Here is an 18,625-nt window from a genome sequence, read left to right as displayed (position 1 = left end):
GGATCGGCATACCGGACACGGCGCTGGTCAAGGCTCCTCGCCACCGTTAACGTGTAGGGAACGCGTCAAGATCCGACGCATGGTGTGCCGGGAAGTCTGGTCGGCGTCCAGGGGCCGTGTGCCCACGAACCACCGACATCCTTGAGGCGCCGCGCGATGACCCCCAGCTTCAGACCGCCGTCCGAACGACGGACGGGAATACCCCTGAGCGTCCTCGCAACACCCGTCCTCCTGACCGGAGCCGGCTGCTACGTTCTGCCCGGACCCGGCTTTCACCTGCTGGTCACCGGGTTGGCCCTCCTGATCACCGGCCTCGTCGTGACCTCCTCCGACCTCGCCCCGCGCCTGCACGCCATGCGGAAGGGGCACCGGCCGTGAAGTGGCAGTGGATCGGTCTGATCCTGTTCTCCCTCACCTTGCTGCCCGCAGGCCTGGCCATGGCGGCCGACCGGGTACCGCGCCGCCTGCGCGGCAGGCTGGCGCCGATACGGGCACGCGGCGCAGCCGTCCTGCTGATCTACGCCAGCGCACCCGTCAACGCGATTCCGCGCCTGGCCGGTGCCTCCCCGGACACGACGCTGATGTGCACGGCGGTTGGCGGTGCACTGTGCGTGGGCGGCTCCCTCGTACTCGGCTTCGCCACTCAGCGGCCCCACCACCGCCCCGCGAAGCCCGCGCGCTCTTGACGGTGCGTCCTTCCCCTTCCCCTTCCCCTTCCCCTTCCCGGCGCCGCCGACAGCGCGAGGTTCTGTCGCTCATCACGTGGTGGACGGCGTTCACCCTTGGCCTCTGGCTGCTGGGCAAGGGCCTTGGCCGACCCACGGGCCTCCCCGGGTGCGCGGCCGCGGCGGCCTTGCTGACCGCGGTGGGAGAGGCCGGTGACCGGCTGCGACGTCGCTGGACAGCACGCCGACCGGATGACAGCTGCGGCACGCGACTCCACGGTCCCGGAACGGTGCCTCGGTCTGCATGACCAGCATCGTCCATGGCCGCCCGCATCAACGGCCGACAGGCGTGGCAGGGACCTTCGGCCATCAGGAGGCCCGGACGGGCCCTCTCCCGGCAGGGGCCGCAGTGTCAGCGTAGAGCTGTCCCCAGTGGTATGCGGCGAGGAGGAGCCATGGAAGGCAACAGAAGCGGTCCGGAATCCGGATCGGTCATCGTCGGCGTCGACGGGTCCGAGCGGGCCCGGCGGGCGGCGCTCTGGGCCTCGGACGAGGCCGCACGGCGCCGGCGCCCCCTGCACGTCGTGTACGGATCCGACGTCGACGGCCGGGTCCTGTACCTCTCGGACGGTGACAGGGAACGGGTCCGCGCCGCGGGCCGTGAACTGCTGGAAGGCACGGCCGAAGCCGCGCAGAACCGGCATCCCGCGCTGTCCGTCACGACGGAGTACAGCCGCAGCGGGCCCGTCATGAGCCTGCGCAGGGCGGCGTCCACCGGGGGCACCGTCGTCGTCGGCGACCGAGGCCGGGGCGGCTTCAACTCCCTGTCGGTGGGCTCGGTCGGGCTCGAGGTCGCCGCAGAGGCCCGCACGCCCGTGATCGTCGTCCGGGGGAGCGAGAACGAGGCCAGGCACGGTGTCGTGCTGGCCGCCGTGCGCGACGAGCGCGACCTCGATTGCGTCCGCCACGCCGCGCGAGCGGCGGAGCTGCGCAAGGCCTCGCTGAGGCTGCTGCACGTACGGAACATGTTTCAGTCCGTCGGCTCTTTGGCGAGGACGATGCTCGGCGACGACAACGAGCTGAGCCTCACGGCCGTCGCCGGCCAGATCCGGGACGAGTACCCGTCGTTGAGCGTCCAGGCGGACGCCGACGAGGGTGTGTCCGTGGCCGGTGTTCTCGCGGAGGCGTCCCGCCATGCGGACCTGCTGGTCATGGGCGGGCGCCGGTCGCCCGACCACATCGGTCGCACCCTGGGGCACGTGACCCACAGCCTCGTACACCACGCGCACTGTCCCGTCGAACTCATCCCGCGGCGCAGCGGCGACCACAGGAGTGAGGCGTCATGACCACCACCGGTGAGCCCCGCGAGATCCTCCTCCGTATCGACCCGGCAAGGAACTGGTACGCGTCCCTGACCCGGGCGGCGGAAGAGGCCCGACGGCGCGGGCTGGGGCTCCGGATCGTCATGGCCGCGCCCGCGGTGGAGCAGACGCCTCACGCCGAGGATGCGCGAGGCGGCGCCACCACGCGTGTTGCGGAGACGGACACTCTCCAGGAGACGTCCCACTCGGCTCGCGGGACCGAGCCCACCGCCCGGTAGCAGCCCTGCCCAGCCGTAGGCGCGGGGCCGCGGGTGGTGGACCCGTGACTCATCAGCGGAGACCACCCTGGCCAGGGCTGGGCGGGGTGGTCTGAGCGGGGCTGGTCGACGTGGATAGCCCCGCGGGGCGCGGGGGTGACCTTCGCCGCTGGAGGTTCGGGCGGGTCGGGGCAATCGGGGAGGACCGCTAACGCCCGCTGGCGAGGGACGGCCTCTTCGTACGGCGCGAGGGCGGCAGGTGAGGGGCCGTCCATGCCTATTCGGCGGCCGGTACGGGATGCCGGCTCGGCGGAGTCAGCGTGTGGCTGGCGATGACCGCGGCCTGGACGCGGCGTTCGACGCCGAGCTTGGTGAAGAGCCGGGAGATGATGTTCTTGACGGTCTTCTCGGAGAGGTAGAGCCGTTTGCCGATCTCGCGGTTGGTGAGCCCTTCGCTGACCATGACCAGGATCTCCTTCTGCCGGTCGGTGAATCCGGGCAGACCGGGGACCTGCTCCTCCGCGGGGACGTCGCCGCGCATCCTGGCCATCAGGCGGGTGGTGGCTCCGGGGTCGAGCATCGACTGGCCTGCGGCGACGGTGCGCACGGCGGTGACCAGGTCGGTGCCGGTGATCTGCTTCAGTACGTAGCCGGACGCGCCGGCCATGACCGCGTCCAGTAGCGCTTCCTCGTCGTCGAACGACGTCAGCATCAGGCAGGCGAGTTCCGGCATCCGCGAGCGCAGTTCGCGGCAGACGCTGACCCCGTCGCCGTCCTGGAGCCGGACGTCGAGGACCGCGACCTGGGGGCGCAGCGCGGGGATCCGGACCAACGCCTGCTCGGCCGTGGACGCTTCACCGACCACGGTCAGGTCGGGCTCGGCGTCCAGCAGGTCGTGCACGCCCCGGCGTACGACTTCGTGGTCGTCGAGGAGGAAGACGCTGATGGGCGTCTTCGCGGGCGACGGGGCGTCGCTGGCGGTCATTACGCAACTCCTTGGCTGGGTTCGTCCGGCACGCACGCGAACTCCTGCATGGTGCCCGGCCCGAGGGCCGATCGGACAGGGCCGAACGGCCCTCCTCCTCGACCCGGTACCCGCCCGCAGGCCGTCGGGGCGTGTACGAGGAAGAGGGCCGGCCGCGATCACGCGAAGGCCGTCCGTTGGCTCGTGTGTGACCACGAACCCGGAGGTCCTTCGGCAGCGGAAGCCGTCGATGAGGCCCGATTGGCACCCGTCCGGTGCGGAGCTGCCTCAGGCGTGCGGTACGACCGCGACCGGAGCGGCGGAGTGGTGGAGCACGGCGTGGGCGACGGGCCCGAGGTGGGTGCCGATCGCCGAGCGGCGGACCCTTCGGCCGACGACCAGCAGCGAGGCATCGGCCGAGGCCTCGACGAGGTGGCCGGCCGCCCGGCCCACCGAGCACTCCTCCTCGACCCGGACCTCGGGGTACTTGCCCCGCCAGGGTCGCAGCGCGTCGCGGAGCGCGGTGGCCGTACCTGCCGCGATGCCGTCCCGTACCTCGGGGGCGATCAGCGCGGGGTCGAAGCCGTAGGCGGGCGGCATGCTCCATCCGTGGACCACGCGCAGCGGGGCCCGGCGCGCGCCCGCCGCGTCGAAGGCGTATTCGAGGAGCTCGTCACACGGGCGCGCGAGGTCCAGCCCCAGCACGACCGGCCGGTAGGCACCTTCCTGCGGTCCGCTGCCGTCGGGCGTCGGCAGGTGGGCGCTGTCCGTCCAGGAGCCGGTCCGCACGATGACCACCGGGCGTTCGGCGTGGGCGAGTACGGCCTGGGACACGGATCCGACCAGGAATCCCGTCATCGCCCCCAGCCCGCGGGAGCCGAGGACCAGTACTTCGGCTTCCCGCGCGGCGTCGGACAGGACCGTCAGCGGCTGACCGTCCACCTGCTCCGTGTCTATCTCCAGCCCGGGGTGACGCTCTGTCAGCTGCTGGAAGGCGTCCCGCGGGATGCGCTCGCCCCAGTACTCGGTCGAGGCCGGGGCAGAGGCAGGGGCCGAGGTCCCGGCGAGCGACGCGTAGCCGTAGGGCGCGGCCCAGTGCTCGACCGCGTGCAGCAGCTTGAGCGGGAGCCGGCGGAGCCGGGCCTCGTGGGCGGCCCACTCGGCGGCGGCCAGCGATGCGGGGGATCCGTCCAGGCCCACGACGACCATACGTGACATGGTGTTCCTCCAGGAACGTGTGCGAGAGAGCGACCGCCGTCGGCGGCGCGTGTCCCACCCTCCCGCTCCTCGCGGTGGCGGGACGATGGTCCGGGCGGCCCTGGGCGCGGGGCCGAACGTCCTTCTGGTGCGGGGCCGGAGGCAGGCCGTGCCGTGACACCCCGAGGCCCGGAGGCGAGTGCAGGCATTGTTCGCGGACGAGCAAGTTCGTGTGGCACGCATCAGCGATCGCCCGCCTGCTGTCCACCGTCCTCTACCACGACCTGCCCCGCCCGGACCCGGGGACTTCCGCCCCGGCCCGCCTCCACCGGCTGCCGGCGCCCGTCGAAGGATCTCCGGACCGCGGTTTCCGACCACGCCTCGATGCCCGCCTGAACCGCACGCCGGCCGGGCACCGGGCGGGTCGGGCTCAGCCGAGGGTCGCGCCCAGGACCATGAATCCGCCGATCGCCAGGAGCAGGATGCCCATCAGGGGCGCGATGAAGCGGAGGTACTGGTCGTAGCGGATCTTCGCCAGGGCCAGGCCGCCCATGACCACGGCCGAGGTCGGGGTGATCAGGTTCACCCAGCCGGATGCCGACTGGTACGACGTGACCACCAGGGACCGGCTGACGCCGGCGAAGTCGGCGAGCGGGGCCAGGATCGGCATGGCGAGGGCCGCGTGGCCGGACGAGGACGGTACGAGGAACGCCAGGGGGACGTTGACCAGGAACATCAGCACCGCGAAGGCCCCGTGGGAAGTGCCCGAGACGGCGCTGTGCAGGCCGTTCAGGATGGTGTCGGTGACGGCGGCGTTGTTCATGATCACGGTGACCCCGCGGGCCAGCATGACGATCATGGCTGCGCCGACGAAGTCCCCGGCTCCACGGGTGATCGCCTCGGCCGTGCCCTGCTCGCCCAGGCCGCCGATCAGGCCCACCACGACGGCCGCGACGATGAACAGGGCGGCCAGTTCCGGGAAGTACCAGCCGAGCGTCGGCAGGAAGGTGACACCCAGGTCCGCCCACGGGACGACCGCGAAGATCATGAAGAGGAACGTCGTGGCGAAGACGCCGAGGACGGCGCGGTGCCGGCCCGTGAGGGCGACCACCTCCTCGTCCTGTTCCGCGAGGGCACGGTCCTCGTCGGTGGACGGGATCAGCGAGCGCGCGGGGTCGGCCAGGACTCGCTTGGCGTACCGGACCACGTACCAGGCCGCGACGGCCGTCAGGGACACCCACATGGCCAGCCGCAGCAGGATCCCGTCACCCGTGCCGATGCCCGCGCTGTCGGAGGCGACACCGGTCGCGAAGGGGTTGACGGTGGAGGTCAGCGTCCCCACCCCGGCACCCACCATGATCACGGCAGCCGCCACCATCCGGTCGTAGCCGAGGGCGAGCATCAGCGGGATCATCAGCCCGTAGAAGCCGAGCGTCTCCTCCGCCATCCCGTACGTGGTCCCGCCCAGTGAGAACACCGCCACGAGGGTCACGAGCAGGAGGGGGCGGTGTCCGTGCAGGCGGTGTGCGAGGTTGGCCACGCCGAGGTTGAGCGCACCCGTGCGCATGGTCGCGGTGATGAACGCGCCCACCGCCAGGATGAACAGGAAGACTCCGGCGGCGCCCGCGAACGACCCGGCGGCGCCCGGCGTGGTCAGCCCGGTCCCGGCATCGGTGACCCCGTACAGGCCGTTGACGGGTGACAGGAACAGGTCCTTGAGCCGGTCGAGGAAGTCCGTGGTCCGCTCCACCGCGTGGTAAGTGCCGGGAATCGGAGTGCCGTCCGGCGTGGTGTCGTAGCGGCCCGCCGATATGACGAAGGTCAGTGCCCATACGGCGACGGTCACGACCACCAGCACCGTGAAGGCGGAGGGGAAGCGCAGCCTGCGTCTGCCGTCCCCGGACGGTGCGGGGACGGCGTCGGGGCCCCGGCCGGGCTCGTCGGGGCCGTCGATCTCGCGGCCCACCGTGGGAGTCGTGCTGGTGGTCATCTCTGTTCCTCGGGTGTGAGGGCGCCGTCCTGGAGGGGACGGCCGCTGGGGGTGACGACGGTGCCGGCGGCGCCGTCGAGGATGGCCCGGACGTCTTCGAGGGCGCCGATCGCGGCAGTCCCGCCCGTCAACTCCACGAAACGGCAGGCGGCTTCGACCTTCGGGCCCATGGACCCGGCCGGGAAGCGCTGTGCCCGCAGGCGGGCGGGGGTGGTGTGGCGGATGGGCTCGGCGTGCGGTGTGCCGTGGCCGAGTTCGACGTACGGGACATCGGTCAGCAGCAGCAGGACGTCGGCGTCCAGCGCCTCGGCCAGCAGGGCGGCGGTGAGGTCCTTGTCCACCACGGCCTCGACGCCCGACAACAACCCCTGCTCGTCGCGGACCACCGGGACTCCACCGCCGCCCGCGCAGACGGCGATCGCGCCGGAGTCGAGCAGCAGGCGGACGAGTCGGGTCTCGACGACGCGCTGGGGGCGGGGCGAGGGTATGACCCGCCGCCAGTGTTCGCCGTCCGGCTTGACCGTCCAGCCGAACTCGGCGGCGAGACCGTGGGCCTCCGCCCGCTCGTAGACCGGTCCGACGAACTTCTCGGGGTCGGCGAAGGCCGGGTCGGCGGCGGAGACGAGGGTCTGGTTGAGCAGGGCGCAGACCTGCCGGCCGGGCAGCGCGTTCTGCAGGCTCTGCAGCAGCCAGTAGCCGATCATCCCCTGGGTCTCCGCGCCCAGGACGTCGAAGGGGTACGGGCTGCTCAGCGAGCGGTCCGCGGCGCTCTGCAGGGCGAGTACGCCGACCTGCGGGCCGTTGCCGTGCGTGATGACCAGCTCGTGCCGGGCGGCCAGCGGGGCGAGTGCGGCGACGGCCTTGTGGACATTGGCCAGTTGAGGGGCGGCATCCGGCCGGTCGGAACGGTGCAGCAGGGCGTTGCCGCCCAGGGCGATGACTACACGCATCAGGAGTTCTCCGTCGATCGGGCCCGAGGGGGTCAGTCGGTGAGGGTGGCGACGAGGACGGCCTTGATCGTGTGGAGCCGGTTCTCCGCCTGGTCGAAGACGATCGAGTGGACCGACTCGAAGACCTCGTCCGTGACCTCCATGGCCGTCATACCGGTCCGCGCCGCGATCTGGGCTCCGACGGTGGTATCGCTGTCGTGGAACGCGGGCAGGCAGTGCATGAACTTCACCCGCGGGTTGCCTGTCGCCTTCAGCACGTCCATCGTCACCTGGTAGGGCCGCAGCAGCGCGATCCGCTTGTCCCACAGCTCCGCCGGCTCACCCATGGACAGCCACACGTCGGTGTAAACGAAGTCGACTCCGGCGACCCCCTCGGCCACGTCCTCGGTGAGGGTGATCCGCGCCCTGGTGGACGCCGCCACCTCGCGTGCCTCGGCCACCACTTCGGGGGTGTTGGCCAGCGCGGCGGGAGCGACCATGCGGACGTCCATGCCGAGCATCGCGGCAGTGATCAGCAGGGAGTTGCCGACGTTGTTGCGCGCGTCGCCGAGGTAGGCGAACGACACCTGCTCCAGCGGTTTGTCGGTGTGCTCCCACATGGTGAGGACGTCGGCGAGGGACTGGGTGGGGTGCCACTGGTCGGTAAGCCCGTTCCACACCGGGACTCCGGCGTACCGGGCCAGCTCCTCCACCAGCCGCTGGTCACTGCCCCGGTACTCGATGCCGTCGTAGTAGCGGCCGAGCACCCGGGCGGTGTCCCTGATGGACTCCTTGTGGCCGAGTTGGGAACTCGCGGGCTCGAGGTAGGTGACGTGGGCGCCCTCCTGGTACGCGGCCACCTCGAAGGCGCACCGGGTGCGGGTGGAGGTCTTCTCGAAGATGACGGCGATGTTCTTGCCGTGCAGCCGCTGGCTCCCGTTGCCGGCAGAGCGGGCGGCCTTCAGCTGTTCGGACAGTTCCAGGAGGTGGCGGAACTCGGCGGGGGTGAGGTCGAGTTCCTTGAGGAAGGGGCGGTGGCGCAGGTCGACGGGCATGGTGGCTCCTTGGGGCGTACCGGAAGTCGGGGGCGGTCTGGGGGTGGGTGCGGTCAGACCGCTTCGCGTTCGACGGGACAGGTCATGCAGCGCGGACCGCCGCGGCCCCGGCCGAGTTCGCTCCCGCGGATGGTGATGACCTCGATGCCGTTCCTGCGCAGATGCGTGTTGGTGGTGACGTTGCGCTCGTAGGCGACGACCACGCCGGGTTCCACGGCCAGCACGTTGCAGCCGTCGTCCCACTGCTCGCGTTCGGCGGAGCGGATGTCCTGACTGGGGGTGAGGACGTTGATCTTCTCCAGGCCCAGCGCGTCGGCTATCGCCCCGTCGAGTTCCTCGGGGAGGTGAGCGGTGATCTTCATCTCCTGGCCGTCGTGGCCGGGCTCGATGGTGCAGGACCGCAGCGGCCCGAGCCCCGCGTACCGGGTGAAGGTGTCGCCGCTGACCATGGTCATCACCGTGTCCAGGTGCATGAAGCTGCGGGACTTGGGCAGTTCGAGGGCGACCACGCGGCGTGCGGACCCCGCGGCGAACATCCGCAGCGCGAGCTGCTCGACGGCCTGGGGCGTGGTGCGCTCGCTCATGCCGATCAGTACGGCGCCGTTGCCGATGACCAGCACGTCGCCTCCCTCGATGGTGGCGGGGAAGCCGGCCTGTCCGTCCGACCACCGCTGGTGGTCGCCCTTTTCGAACAGCGGGTGGTGGCCGTAGATCGCCTCGAAGTGGACGGTCTCGCGGCGACGCGCCCGCTTGCGCATCGGGTTGACGCTCACGCCGTCGTACACCCAGCACGAAGTGTCGCGGGTGAACAGGTGGTTGGGCAGCGGAGCCAGTACGAAGTCGTCCGGTGCCATGGCGTGCAGCCGTACGCTCGGCACCGCACCGGTACGGGCCAGCAGTTCGCGCTTGGTGATCCCGCCGACCAGACAGGACGCCAGCTCGCCCGGGTCCATGACGTCCAAGGCGGCGTGCACCCGGTCGCCGGCCAGCGGCCCGAACTCGCGCTCGTCGACGACCCGGTCCAGGACCAGGGTGCGTGCCGCCGGCAGGGCCAGCGTCTCGGTCAGCAGGTCCGCGAAGAGGTGCACCTGAACACCTCGGTCGCGCAGGGTGTCCGCGAACGCGTCGTGTTCCTCCCTGGCTCGCTTGACCCACAGGACGTCGTCGAAGAGCAGTGCGTCCTTGTTCGTCGGCGTGAGTCGTTTGAGCTCCAGATCGGGCCGGTGCAGGATGACCTGCTTCAGCCGGCCGGTCTCGGAGTCCACGTGGAAGGGCATGGCTCATTACCTCCGGGTGCGGGGGACGGGTGTGGTCGCCCGCTTCCTGACGCGGTGGTGCGCGGCTTCGCTTCACGCACCGTCAGTTCGGTTGCGCCGGCGTCGGCCTTTCCGGCAGGACCGGGGCGATGTCCGAAGCCTGTCACCGCATCCCCGCCACGGCCGGGCGTCGACAGTCCCTGCCACGGGACTCAGTGGCCCCCTCCCTCGGGCCACTCGGCCCGGCCGTGTGAGGGCCGTTCGGCCCCTGCCCGTGGGCGGCTGAGGGAATCGGGACCCGAAGCAGAGGACCGCCGGAACTCCGGCGGGGCCGGTCGGCCCTGGATCGAGGCCTCCGCCGGGCGCACGCTGGGGTGACCGAGGAGGACAGCGCCGCTGGAGACGAGGTACATGGTGAAGACACCCCCCGTGGGGCAGGTGATGACCGGCGACGTCATCAAGGCGCACCCGGATACGTCCGCGACGGAGCTGATACGGCTCCTCACCCGCCACCGACTCAGCGGCCTTCCGGTGGTGGACGACGACGACAAGGTGGTCGGCGTGGTCTCCCGTACCGACCTCACCCGGCCACCGGGCGACGGAGCGGGCGGACTCGCGGACCGGCTGACGGCGGGCGCGCTGATGACGACGCCGGCGGTGACCGTGCATCCCGAACAGTGCGTGGCCCAGGCCGCCCGCGTCATGGAGCGCCGGCACGTCGACCGGCTGCCGGTGGTGGACGAGGAGGACCGCCTCATCGGCATCGCCACCCGCCGGGACCTGCTGCGGGTCTTCCGGCGAACCGACGACGAGATCCGCTCCGATGTCGCGGTCGAGGTCTCGGCCCACCTCCCGGCATCCGGCGGCGCTGCCGTCCGGGTGCACGTGAAGGACGGCGTCGTCACCCTCCAAGGGCTCGCGTCCCCCTCCGTCGACCCGTCCGCCCTGCTGCGCGCGGCCTGGCGGGTGGAGGGAGTCGTGGGCGTGATGCACAGCCGTCGCCCGGACGACACGGCCTGAGAGCACGCCGGTACGGATCACGGGACAGCACACCGCGGTGCCGACGGCCGCTTGAGCCGTCGGCACCGCGGCGGGGCCACGGGTGATCAGTCGTGCGGGACGACCGCCACCGGGGTCCGGGATCGGTGCAGCACAGTGCGGGTGACGCCTCCGGTGTGCGGCCCGAGGCGGGGGCGGCGGTTGCGGCGGCCGATGACGACGAGGGTGGCCGCGTGAGAGGCGTCCAGCAGCCGCCGGGCGGGATGGCCGGGGCGGATCTCCGCGGTGACGTGCAGGCCCGGGAAGGAGTGCCGCCACTGGTCGATCACCCTGGCGAGGGCCGTTGCTGTGGCCGCGTCCGCCGGGCCCGGGGCCGTCGCCGCCGCGGCCTGCGCCGTAGGGCCGCAGCCACCCGGGTGACGCGGGCTGTGTACGACGCGCAGCGGCACCCCGAGCCGGTGGGCCTGGGAGAAGGCGAACTCCAGCACCTCGTCGCACGGGTGCGAGAGGTCCAGGCCGAGGACGACGTCACCACCCGGATTCGGCTCGCTGTCGCGGACCAGGACGACCGGACGCCGGGTACGGGCGACCACCGCCAGTGCCACCGAGCCGACGACGAACCCGGCGACCCCGCCCAGCCCGCGCGAGCCGAGCACCAGCAGCTCGGACTCCTCCGCGGCCTCGCACAGCACGGCGGCCGGCTCGCCGCACCGCTGCCGTGCGAGCACCTCCAGGCCCGGATGGGTGCGGCGCACCCGCTCGGCCGTCGTACGCGGGCCCTCCTCGCTCACCCCGGAGCGGGTTCCTGGGCCGATGAGGGGTGAATGGACGTCCGGTTCCAGGCCCCACGCGTGCAGGAGCCGCAGTGCCAGACCGCGTCGGCGCGCCTCGTCAGCGGCCCAGGTGACGGCGGCCAGGCTCTCACGGGAACCGTCGAAACTGACCGTGACCGGCTGGGACGGGGAGCGGGCGCCGGGGCCGGACGGCGGAGTGAGCAGCGGGTGGGTCATGCGGAGGACCTCCTGGTCCGGGCGGCGGTCGGTGTTCGGGCGCGCGAGGCCGTGGCTCAGGCGAAGACGGTCTTGAGGGCCCGCAACGCCGTCATCGGATCGGACAGCGCGTGGTAGACGGCCGGGACTTCCTTGTCGACGCCGAGCAGCCCGTACACCGCGTGCATCGCCCCGCGCACGGAGTACTCGACGGTGAAGACGACGTCCTCGGGGATCTCGGTGAACTGGCCCAGGAACGCGAAATTGACCGATCCGCGGGGGATCACCAGCGGCCGGTCGTGGACGTCCCGCCGTTCGAACTGGCTGGTGATGTAGGGCATCATCACGGTGGTGACCGTCGTGGTGGCGCACACCTCGTCGGCGATGTCGTCGAAACCGAGGTGCCCGAGCAGTTCGGTCAGGACCTCCTGCCCGGTGGCCTCCGACATCTTCTTGCCGGTGCGTTCGCCGGGCTCGTCCACGAACAGTCCGTACCCCCAGAGGGTGTAGACGCCTTCGGGCTGGCCCTCGAAGTGCGGCTGGTGGGGCACGACCACCGACATCAGCCAGGGGGAGTCCTTGAACGTCATCAGTGCCCCGGTGCCGGGGGCGTTGCCGGAGAACTCCTCGATCCGCTTGAGCAGGGCCGGGCTGCGCATCGTCAGCGTGAACGACTCCCACTTGGCCTCGTCCACGTTGCCGTTGAAAGCGCCGGGCCTGCCGAAGTCAGGGGCCTTGCGGGCCAGGGTCTCCCACAGGTTCCAGGCACCGTCCCGCTTGTCGCGGACGAACTCGGGAACGGTGTCGTCGCCGCCGTGGCGGGCGTCCGCCGTCATCGAGCCGATGGTGATGAACGCGTAGTCCCGGGAGCCCAGTTCGTACGCGCCCGTGGTGCCGTCCCGCTCGAAGAGGATCCGCTCGGCCCGACGACGGCCGCCCTCGCCGAGGGCGAACTCCACGTCGGTGACCCGGGTTCCGCGCTCGATACGGACCCCCTGCCGCTCCAGCCACGCCTGCACCGGCCGAACGATCGAGTCGTACTGGTTCAGCCGCGTGCGCCGCACCCCGGCGAGGGTGTGGATACGGGGGAGTTCCTGCAGGAAGCGCAGGAAGTAGCGCTTGAGCTCGATGGCGCTGTGCCAGTTCTGGAAGGCGAAGGTGGTGCGCCACATCGCCCAGAAGTTGGTGGTGAAGAAGTGCGCGGAGAAGAAGTCCTCGATCCGGCGCGCCCCGATGACGGACTCGGGCAGTGCGAGCAGGCGGGCCATCTCCACACGGTCGGCCGTGGTGAAGCCCAGGTGGGAGGCGTCGAGGATGCGGCCGGAGGCATCGATCAGCCGGGCGTTGGCGTGGGTGCGCCAGCGGGCGTTGAACTCCTCGGTCTCCTGCAGGACGGACACCGCGTCGTCACCGAGCGTGGGGATCGTCTCCAGGAGGTTCCACAGGCAGACGTAGGCCTCGTCCTCCAGCATCCTGCCGCCGCGGGTGACATAGCCGGTCCCCGGGGCGCCGCTGCCGTCGAGTGAGCCGCCCGCCTGCGGCAGTTCCTCCAGGATGCGGATGTTCTCGCCGGGCATCCCCGCGTCCCGTACGAGGAAGACCGCCGCGGCCAGCGAGGCGATTCCGCCGCCGACCAGATACGCGTGGGAGTTCTGCGTTTCGTTCGTCATGGTCATGCCCTTCGTGGAGCGGGGTGCCTCCCCGTCGCCACGCCCAGTCAACTCCCGTGCAGCAGGTGCCCGCACGGGCCGACGGGCCCGGCCGCCGGCCTGTTGGTCCCTGCGGGACGGCCCCGCTCGGGGCCCGCGCCGTCCGGCAGCGGCTGCCGCAGGTGCTGCTGCCCGCGGACGACGGAGGGAGCGCGGCACGGCCGGCTCGCGCGGCCCTCCGCGACGGCGATCCACTGAACACGGCGAGGTCGAGTACGAGCTCACGTGGGCAGCGGGGGAACGGAACCGGTAACCACCGGCCGGGCCCGTCCGCCGGCGCCCAGCGGCCCGGGTCCCGGCGGACCGCCCAGCGGCCGGTACCGCTCAGCGGCGCAGGTAGGCGAGGACGGCGAGGACGCGCCGGTTGTCCTCGGACGAGGGGGCTATGCCCAGTTTCGCGAAGATGTTCGCGGTGTGCTTGGCGACGGCGCTCTCGCTGAAGTGGAGGGTCGCCGCGATGGCGGCGTTGGAGCGGCCCTCCGCCATCAGTTCCAGGACGTCGCGTTCGCGCGGGGTGAGGGCGGATATGGTGCCGCGGGCCTCACCGCGTGCCAGCAGGCGTCCGATCACCTGCGGGTCCAGGACGGTGCCGCCCGCGGCGACGCGGCGTACGGCGTCGACGAACTGGCCGGTGTCGGTGACCCGGTCCTTGAGCAGGTAGCCCACCGCGCCGTCGTTGCTGGACAGGAGTTCGTTCGCGTAGAGCTGGTCGACGTACTGCGAGAGCACGAGTACCGGCAGGCCGCGGTGGTGGCGGCGGGCTTCGAGAGCGGCCTGGAGGCCTTCGTCGGTGTGGGTGGGCGGCAGACGGACGTCGACGACCGCCACGTCCGGCCGCTGCTCCAGCAGGGCGCGCAGGAGACCGGGGCCGCTGTCCACGGCGGCGACGACGTCGAAGCCGTGCTCGGTGAGCGTGCGGACCAGGCCGTCCCTCAGCAGGAAGAGGTCTTCGGCGAGGACGACGCGCACGGGATCTCCAGGGTGACGGTGGTGGGACCGCCCTGCGGGCTGCGCAGGGCGAGGGTCCCGTCGAAGGTAGCCAACCGGCTCCGGACGCCGAGCAGCCCGGTCCCCCGTGAGGGGTCCGCGCCGCCGCGGCCGTCGTCGGTGACGGTGACGCGCAGCAGCGGGCCGCCGGCGGCGTGCGGATCGTACGGCCGGCCCGGGTCGCCGTTCGCGTGGTCGTGGGCGTCCTCGTGCACCACCAGTACGTCCACGCGGCCGGCACCGGAGTGCTTCGCCGCGTTGGCCAGCAGCTCGTTGACGGCGAAGTAGGCGGCCGACTCCACAGCGGCCGGCAGCCGGCCGGCCATCCGTACCTCCACGTCCACGTCGAGGTGGCTGTCGAGGGCCAGGGAGCGCAAGGCGTCGCCCAGGCCGCGGTCGACGAGGACCGGCGGCTGGATGCCCCGGACCAGCCCCCGCAGGTCCTCCAGGGCCCGCCCGGACAATTCCCGTACCTCCTGCAGTGCGACGCGGGCGGCCGGCGGATCGTCCTCCAGCAGCCGCGTCGCGCTGTCCAGGCGCATCCCGAGGGCGACGAGCCGTGCCTGGGCCCCGTCGTGCAGATCCCGCTCGATGCGCCGCAGCTCGGCCGCCTGTCCCTCCAGCACCTCGGCGCGGCTGTCCGCCAGCTGCCCGACCCGGCGCCGGAGTTCGGTGACGCGTGGAGCGGCGAGCAGCCGCCGGCCCCACCGCGCGTGCAGGCGCAGCACGGGCGGGGCGAGGAGCAGCCCCGCCGCCGTGAAGCCGCACCCCAGCGCCGCCGCTGCGAGCATCAGGCCGGTGCTGTGCACAGGGACGAAGGCGTACCAGTTGCCGTCGTCCAACAGCCGCCACACGAACGGCTGCACCGCCGCCCCGAACAGCCCGTACACCACCAGCGACGGCGGTACGGCCACCAGCAGGCCGCCCACCACGGGCTCCAGCCACGCCCAGGACAGATCTCGCCAGAACCCGGCGTCAGCGAGGACGGCGCGCGCCCCCACACCCTGGGGGAGCGGCTCGGGGGTGGTGATCCGCTTTCCGGACCACCGCTCCGCCTGCTGCCGGGCGAGGTCGGCGCAGCGGCGCAGGGCGGCCGCGGCGGGCGGCAGCAGCCACAGGCCGACGCCGACGGGCAGCAGGAGCAGTGCTCCCACGACGCCCGCTCCCACGACCACCACCCGTAGGCCCAGCAGCCCGGCGAGGTGGCAGCGGCCGACGGCGGCCGAGTGGCGGGACAACTCCGCACGCAGAGGGCGTGTTTTCGAACTCATGTCCTGTGCAGGGTATCCGCTGCGGGCACCGCCGCTCGCTCCGGTGCACGCCGGCCACCGCGAAGTGCGACCGCGAGCCCGGCCACCGCCAGGCAGGACAGCCCGAAGCAGAGCATGGGCAGAACGGCTCCGGACTCCTCGTCCAGGAACAGCAGCAGCCCGATGTTGACGAGCGCGTGGAAGCCGCCGGCGAGCAGGAGCCGCCGCCACCCGCCCGCACCTTCGAGCGCGATGCCCAGGAGCACCGACATCGCCACCGTGGCCACGAGGAACCCCGCTGTGAACAGGGGCGCCTGGGCGAAGACCTGCACGTGCCAGATCCCCCACAGCGCCCCCACTGTCACGGAGGCGGCGACGGTACCCAGACGGAGCCGCAGCAGCGGCTGGAGGAAGCAGCGCCAGCCGACCTCCTCTCCACAGGCCCCCACCAGCTGCGCCACCACGATCAGCGTGAACGCGTGCTGCAAGGACCCCGGCGACGTGAAGGGCACCTCCTTGCGGACCGCGTGGTAACCGAGCACGCAGAGCGCGACGATCAGCCCGGCCGCACCCAGCAGCACCGCACCGCCCAGGGGGCGGGGGCCCCAGCCCGCCCCGGCGGCGCCCCGCACCAGCTCGCGCGTCCGCCGGCGCCAGTACAGCGCGACCACGCCCACCGCGAGTGCCGGTCCGAACTGGGTCAGTTGCACGACCTCTTGCGGTATGCCGGTCACCGGCTGCACCGCCCCCAGCACCCCGGCCGCCACGGAGGCGAGGACCGTGAACACGACCACCGTGCCCCACACTCCGCCCCGCCGCTCCGCCCGCCCCGCGCACTCTGCATGGATGCCGCCCATGAGCACCTTCCCGTCCCCGGCGATGAATCAGTACGCGGACCACGATGCCGCCCGGCGCCCGGCAGGCCACTGCACCTGGCAACCAGGCCGGGATGGACCTGGATACACCCCTCCCGGCGCGCCCTACGGCGAGCTGCTCCCGACCGCCCCGGACACCCCGGAGCCGACCTCCCACGGAACCCGCCACCACCCCGTCCCCGCCGCCGCGGCGTCGGTACGCCGGCCAGACGCCCACCACCGCAAGGGCGTTCGCCGGCCAGGTCGCGCTGCTCAACGGCCCGGCACGGCACCGCCGACGAGCTGCCGGCGCAGGTCGAGGTCGCCGTGTATTTCGCGGTCACCGGGGTCCTCGGACACTGTGACATGCCGCCTGGGTGTCCTGGGGAGCGGTGAGCAGGCCACGACCCAGATCGTCGTCAGGGTCGTGGCCGCCGCCGGCAGCACAGTGCCGGAGACATGGCACTGGATGTCGGCCGCGCCCATCGGCATGCAGTCCGTTCTGTACACGGCGGGCTTGTCCTCCCACGCCCCCGCCGAGAGCTTGCCGGACAGCCGGGCGGCAGCAGTGGGGATGATCTGCCGGTTCAGCCCGGCTGTATCCGATGCCGCGGTGGCGGGTCCGTGCCCGTACGAGATCCGGTGAACCGGTGCGATGTACGGGACGCGGTCAGCTCAGCGAGTGGTGCCACAGCGGCTACGCACGGCGCCTCGCCGACGTCACACTCGCCGGCCGACAGGCCGGGGCGGCCCGGACGCTTCGGCTCCTGAGCATCAAGCTCTCCCGGGTCGCACTCCTGTCGCAGCTGATGCGTGTGCCACTTCCGCCGCTGTCCACGCCCCAGGCCTTGGGGGTCGACGACTTCGCGCTCTACGGAGGCACCTCCGTAACCCTCTTGGTCGACGCCGCCTCCCGGCTCCCGCTGACTCTCTGGGAGGGGCGCGACGCGGATTGGCTCAGCCGCTGGCTTGGCGAGCACCCGGGCATCGAGGCTACTTGTCGCGACGGCTTCCGCACCTACCGGCAGGGCATCACTGCCGGCGCCCCCAAGCAGTACAGGTCAGCGATCGCTTTCACCTCAGGCAAGGCCTGTCCCGCCGGGTTCAAGACATCGCCTCCGCCCACCGCGGACGCCTGACCGCAGCCCTACCCGCGGTCAGTCGAGACAGTCACCTACCTGCCGAGGAGACCACCGACAACGCCGCAGCGGGCAGCCGGGCCGGGCGCCATGCCCGGAGCCTGTTCGAAGCGGTACAAGCCCTGACCCGAACCGGTAGGAGCCACAGCTCCCTGGCCCGCGAGCTCGGCCTGGACCGCTGCACCGTTCACAAATACGTCCGAGCCCGCACTGGTGTCCAAATCCGGGGGCAAGACCAAGCGCAGGTTCCCCCCAACGATTCGGCAAGACCGCAGCATCGGCCGCCCGGGCACTGTCAAGCCCAGGAGCGGCGTGTGCGCTGGTTCTGGCCTGGTGGCTGCGCAAGCATGGCTGCATGCCGGTGTGGATCCGTGTGCACGACGAAGACCATGATCTGTGGCAGTACTTCGAAGGCGACGAGGAAGGGCAGGTAACGCGGCAGGTGGAGCTGCGGGGCGGTGACGGCACTCCGGTGACCGCTGCCTCTCTGGAGGAGGTACTGCGGTTTCAGGAGCGGTCGGACATCGACACGATGAGCCGGTACCAGCAGCGCTACGGTTCGATCAGCGAGGGAAGGCTCACGGCCCAGGAGGTAGCAGGACGCGCCGGTGAGATTTCGGCGGAGGAGTTCGAGCAGGTCTGGCTGGATGCCAGACGTGCCCTCGGCTCCACTCCTGAACCTGACGTGCGCTGAACAGCGCTTCGGCCACCCCTGCCATCCGATCCGACCCATCGGTGAACATCACCGTCACCGAGGGTCTGCGCTGAAATGGCCGCCGCCTGGCCCGTCAGGCGACCACGCAGGTCAAACAGTTGGACTGCCCCACCTGTTCCGCCCCCGCATGGCAAAGTCGCCCCGAAGTACCGCGCTAGTTGTATTGCCCAGTGAGGTTGGGGACGCGGCTGGCGGGGGCTTTGCCTGCGAGCGCGGTGTGTCTGCGGTGGTGATTGTAGGAGCGCAGCCACTGTGTCGGTGACGGGTGAAAAGTGGACCGTTGGCGGCGGATGAATGTTGACCCCCATCGAGGGTCTGGCTCGTTGAGTCAGGCCGGGAGGATGGGTG

19 protein-coding genes are annotated in these 18,625 nt (G+C 71.7%); 7 read left to right on the top strand and 12 right to left on the bottom strand.

The genetic code is table 11. From position 1 onward, the window contains the following. Positions 1 to 156: 156 nt before the first annotated feature. The 4 genes from ACZ6Y1_RS28025 to ACZ6Y1_RS28010 all read left to right on the top strand — a co-directional run bounded on the left by ACZ6Y1_RS28025 (position 157) and on the right by ACZ6Y1_RS28010 (position 2,265). On the top strand, positions 157 to 378 hold the full coding sequence (locus tag ACZ6Y1_RS28025; RefSeq protein ID WP_469635674.1) for a hypothetical protein: 222 nt from the start codon (positions 157 to 159) through the stop codon (positions 376 to 378). Next, a complete protein-coding gene (locus ACZ6Y1_RS28020; protein WP_469635671.1) occupies positions 375 to 686 on the top strand; it encodes a hypothetical protein in 312 nt (103 codons plus the stop codon). The genes ACZ6Y1_RS28025 and ACZ6Y1_RS28020 overlap by 4 nt, the downstream gene beginning before the upstream one ends. 434 nt (positions 687 to 1,120) lie before the next feature. Further along, positions 1,121 to 2,011: a universal stress protein gene (locus ACZ6Y1_RS28015; protein WP_469635668.1), complete on the top strand. Its 891-nt coding sequence runs from the start codon at positions 1,121 to 1,123 to the stop codon at positions 2,009 to 2,011. After that, on the top strand, positions 2,008 to 2,265 hold the full coding sequence (locus ACZ6Y1_RS28010) for a hypothetical protein (RefSeq protein ID WP_469635666.1): 258 nt from the start codon (positions 2,008 to 2,010) through the stop codon (positions 2,263 to 2,265). The genes ACZ6Y1_RS28015 and ACZ6Y1_RS28010 overlap by 4 nt, the downstream gene beginning before the upstream one ends. A gap of 256 nt (positions 2,266 to 2,521) precedes the next feature. On the opposite strand, the gene ACZ6Y1_RS28005 is transcribed toward ACZ6Y1_RS28010, so the two are convergent. From ACZ6Y1_RS28005 to ACZ6Y1_RS27980, 6 genes are all read right to left on the bottom strand, one after another. Continuing rightward, positions 2,522 to 3,229, bottom strand: a complete 708-nt coding sequence (locus ACZ6Y1_RS28005; protein ID WP_469635663.1) for a response regulator — start codon at positions 3,227 to 3,229, stop codon at positions 2,522 to 2,524. Between the two features lie 267 nt (positions 3,230 to 3,496). After that, positions 3,497 to 4,426 carry a universal stress protein gene (locus ACZ6Y1_RS28000; RefSeq protein WP_469635660.1) on the bottom strand — a complete coding sequence of 310 codons (930 nt, stop codon included), beginning with the start codon at positions 4,424 to 4,426 and terminating at the stop codon, positions 3,497 to 3,499. A gap of 409 nt (positions 4,427 to 4,835) precedes the next feature. Further along, positions 4,836 to 6,395, bottom strand: coding sequence for a YfcC family protein (locus tag ACZ6Y1_RS27995; RefSeq protein WP_469635657.1), 1,560 nt, complete (start codon positions 6,393 to 6,395; stop codon positions 4,836 to 4,838). Beyond that, a complete protein-coding gene (locus ACZ6Y1_RS27990; RefSeq protein ID WP_469635654.1) occupies positions 6,392 to 7,345 on the bottom strand; it encodes a carbamate kinase in 954 nt (317 codons plus the stop codon). Before ACZ6Y1_RS27990 ends, ACZ6Y1_RS27995 begins: the two co-directional genes overlap by 4 nt. A 32-nt stretch (positions 7,346 to 7,377) precedes the next feature. Beyond that, positions 7,378 to 8,379: an ornithine carbamoyltransferase gene (gene argF / locus ACZ6Y1_RS27985; protein WP_469635651.1), complete on the bottom strand. Its 1,002-nt coding sequence runs from the start codon at positions 8,377 to 8,379 to the stop codon at positions 7,378 to 7,380. A gap of 53 nt (positions 8,380 to 8,432) precedes the next feature. After that, positions 8,433 to 9,656 (bottom strand): arginine deiminase, encoded by a 1,224-nt coding sequence (locus ACZ6Y1_RS27980; protein ID WP_469635648.1) that lies wholly within the window; start codon positions 9,654 to 9,656, stop codon positions 8,433 to 8,435. Positions 9,657 to 10,046: 390 nt separating this feature from the next. Between ACZ6Y1_RS27980 and ACZ6Y1_RS27975 the strand changes: the two genes are divergently transcribed. Next, a complete protein-coding gene (locus ACZ6Y1_RS27975) occupies positions 10,047 to 10,655 on the top strand; it encodes a CBS domain-containing protein (protein ID WP_469635645.1) in 609 nt (202 codons plus the stop codon). An 86-nt stretch (positions 10,656 to 10,741) separates the two neighbouring features. On the opposite strand, the gene ACZ6Y1_RS27970 is transcribed toward ACZ6Y1_RS27975, so the two are convergent. From ACZ6Y1_RS27970 to ACZ6Y1_RS27945, 6 genes are all read right to left on the bottom strand, one after another. Next, the gene (locus ACZ6Y1_RS27970) at positions 10,742 to 11,644 is read right to left on the bottom strand and encodes a universal stress protein (protein ID WP_469635642.1); all 903 of its coding nucleotides are present in this window, start codon (positions 11,642 to 11,644) and stop codon (positions 10,742 to 10,744) included. A 56-nt stretch (positions 11,645 to 11,700) separates the two neighbouring features. Further along, a complete protein-coding gene (locus ACZ6Y1_RS27965; RefSeq protein WP_469635639.1) occupies positions 11,701 to 13,293 on the bottom strand; it encodes an oleate hydratase in 1,593 nt (530 codons plus the stop codon). A 363-nt stretch (positions 13,294 to 13,656) separates the two neighbouring features. After that, the gene (locus ACZ6Y1_RS27960) at positions 13,657 to 14,301 is read right to left on the bottom strand and encodes a response regulator transcription factor (RefSeq protein WP_469635636.1); all 645 of its coding nucleotides are present in this window, start codon (positions 14,299 to 14,301) and stop codon (positions 13,657 to 13,659) included. Beyond that, positions 14,265 to 15,590, bottom strand: a complete 1,326-nt coding sequence (locus ACZ6Y1_RS27955; protein WP_469635633.1) for a sensor histidine kinase — start codon at positions 15,588 to 15,590, stop codon at positions 14,265 to 14,267. The genes ACZ6Y1_RS27960 and ACZ6Y1_RS27955 overlap by 37 nt, the downstream gene beginning before the upstream one ends. Further along, positions 15,587 to 16,426 carry a CPBP family intramembrane glutamic endopeptidase gene (locus ACZ6Y1_RS27950; RefSeq protein WP_469635630.1) on the bottom strand — a complete coding sequence of 280 codons (840 nt, stop codon included), beginning with the start codon at positions 16,424 to 16,426 and terminating at the stop codon, positions 15,587 to 15,589. The genes ACZ6Y1_RS27955 and ACZ6Y1_RS27950 overlap by 4 nt, the downstream gene beginning before the upstream one ends. 270 nt (positions 16,427 to 16,696) lie before the next feature. Beyond that, positions 16,697 to 16,933, bottom strand: coding sequence for a hypothetical protein (locus tag ACZ6Y1_RS27945; protein ID WP_469635626.1), 237 nt, complete (start codon positions 16,931 to 16,933; stop codon positions 16,697 to 16,699). A gap of 140 nt (positions 16,934 to 17,073) precedes the next feature. On the opposite strand from ACZ6Y1_RS27945, the gene ACZ6Y1_RS27940 reads away from it, so the two are divergent. After that, on the top strand, positions 17,074 to 17,562 hold the full coding sequence (locus tag ACZ6Y1_RS27940; RefSeq protein ID WP_469635623.1) for a hypothetical protein: 489 nt from the start codon (positions 17,074 to 17,076) through the stop codon (positions 17,560 to 17,562). A gap of 355 nt (positions 17,563 to 17,917) precedes the next feature. After that, positions 17,918 to 18,256 carry a hypothetical protein gene (locus ACZ6Y1_RS27935; protein WP_469635620.1) on the top strand — a complete coding sequence of 113 codons (339 nt, stop codon included), beginning with the start codon at positions 17,918 to 17,920 and terminating at the stop codon, positions 18,254 to 18,256. Positions 18,257 to 18,625: the final 369 nt, after the last annotated feature.

This window comes from Streptomyces sp. NPDC053432 (assembly GCF_055585365.1).
This window is presented reverse-complemented; position numbering and strand designations above follow the sequence as displayed.

Coding starts and splice junctions, on each gene's coding strand:
- ACZ6Y1_RS28025 (WP_469635674.1), top strand. CDS start 157: ATGACCCCCAGCTTCAGACCGCCGTCCGAACGACGGACGGGAATACCC.
- ACZ6Y1_RS28015 (WP_469635668.1), top strand. CDS start 1,121: ATGGAAGGCAACAGAAGCGGTCCGGAATCCGGATCGGTCATCGTCGGC.
- ACZ6Y1_RS28010 (WP_469635666.1), top strand. CDS start 2,008: ATGACCACCACCGGTGAGCCCCGCGAGATCCTCCTCCGTATCGACCCG.
- ACZ6Y1_RS28005 (WP_469635663.1), bottom strand. CDS start 3,229: ATGACCGCCAGCGACGCCCCGTCGCCCGCGAAGACGCCCATCAGCGTC.
- ACZ6Y1_RS28000 (WP_469635660.1), bottom strand. CDS start 4,426: ATGTCACGTATGGTCGTCGTGGGCCTGGACGGATCCCCCGCATCGCTG.
- ACZ6Y1_RS27995 (WP_469635657.1), bottom strand. CDS start 6,395: ATGACCACCAGCACGACTCCCACGGTGGGCCGCGAGATCGACGGCCCC.
- ACZ6Y1_RS27990 (WP_469635654.1), bottom strand. CDS start 7,345: ATGCGTGTAGTCATCGCCCTGGGCGGCAACGCCCTGCTGCACCGTTCC.
- argF (WP_469635651.1), bottom strand. CDS start 8,379: ATGCCCGTCGACCTGCGCCACCGCCCCTTCCTCAAGGAACTCGACCTC.
- ACZ6Y1_RS27980 (WP_469635648.1), bottom strand. CDS start 9,656: ATGCCCTTCCACGTGGACTCCGAGACCGGCCGGCTGAAGCAGGTCATC.
- ACZ6Y1_RS27975 (WP_469635645.1), top strand. CDS start 10,047: ATGGTGAAGACACCCCCCGTGGGGCAGGTGATGACCGGCGACGTCATC.
- ACZ6Y1_RS27970 (WP_469635642.1), bottom strand. CDS start 11,644: ATGACCCACCCGCTGCTCACTCCGCCGTCCGGCCCCGGCGCCCGCTCC.
- ACZ6Y1_RS27965 (WP_469635639.1), bottom strand. CDS start 13,293: ATGACGAACGAAACGCAGAACTCCCACGCGTATCTGGTCGGCGGCGGA.
- ACZ6Y1_RS27955 (WP_469635633.1), bottom strand. CDS start 15,590: ATGAGTTCGAAAACACGCCCTCTGCGTGCGGAGTTGTCCCGCCACTCG.
- ACZ6Y1_RS27950 (WP_469635630.1), bottom strand. CDS start 16,426: ATGGGCGGCATCCATGCAGAGTGCGCGGGGCGGGCGGAGCGGCGGGGC.
- ACZ6Y1_RS27935 (WP_469635620.1), top strand. CDS start 17,918: ATGCCGGTGTGGATCCGTGTGCACGACGAAGACCATGATCTGTGGCAG.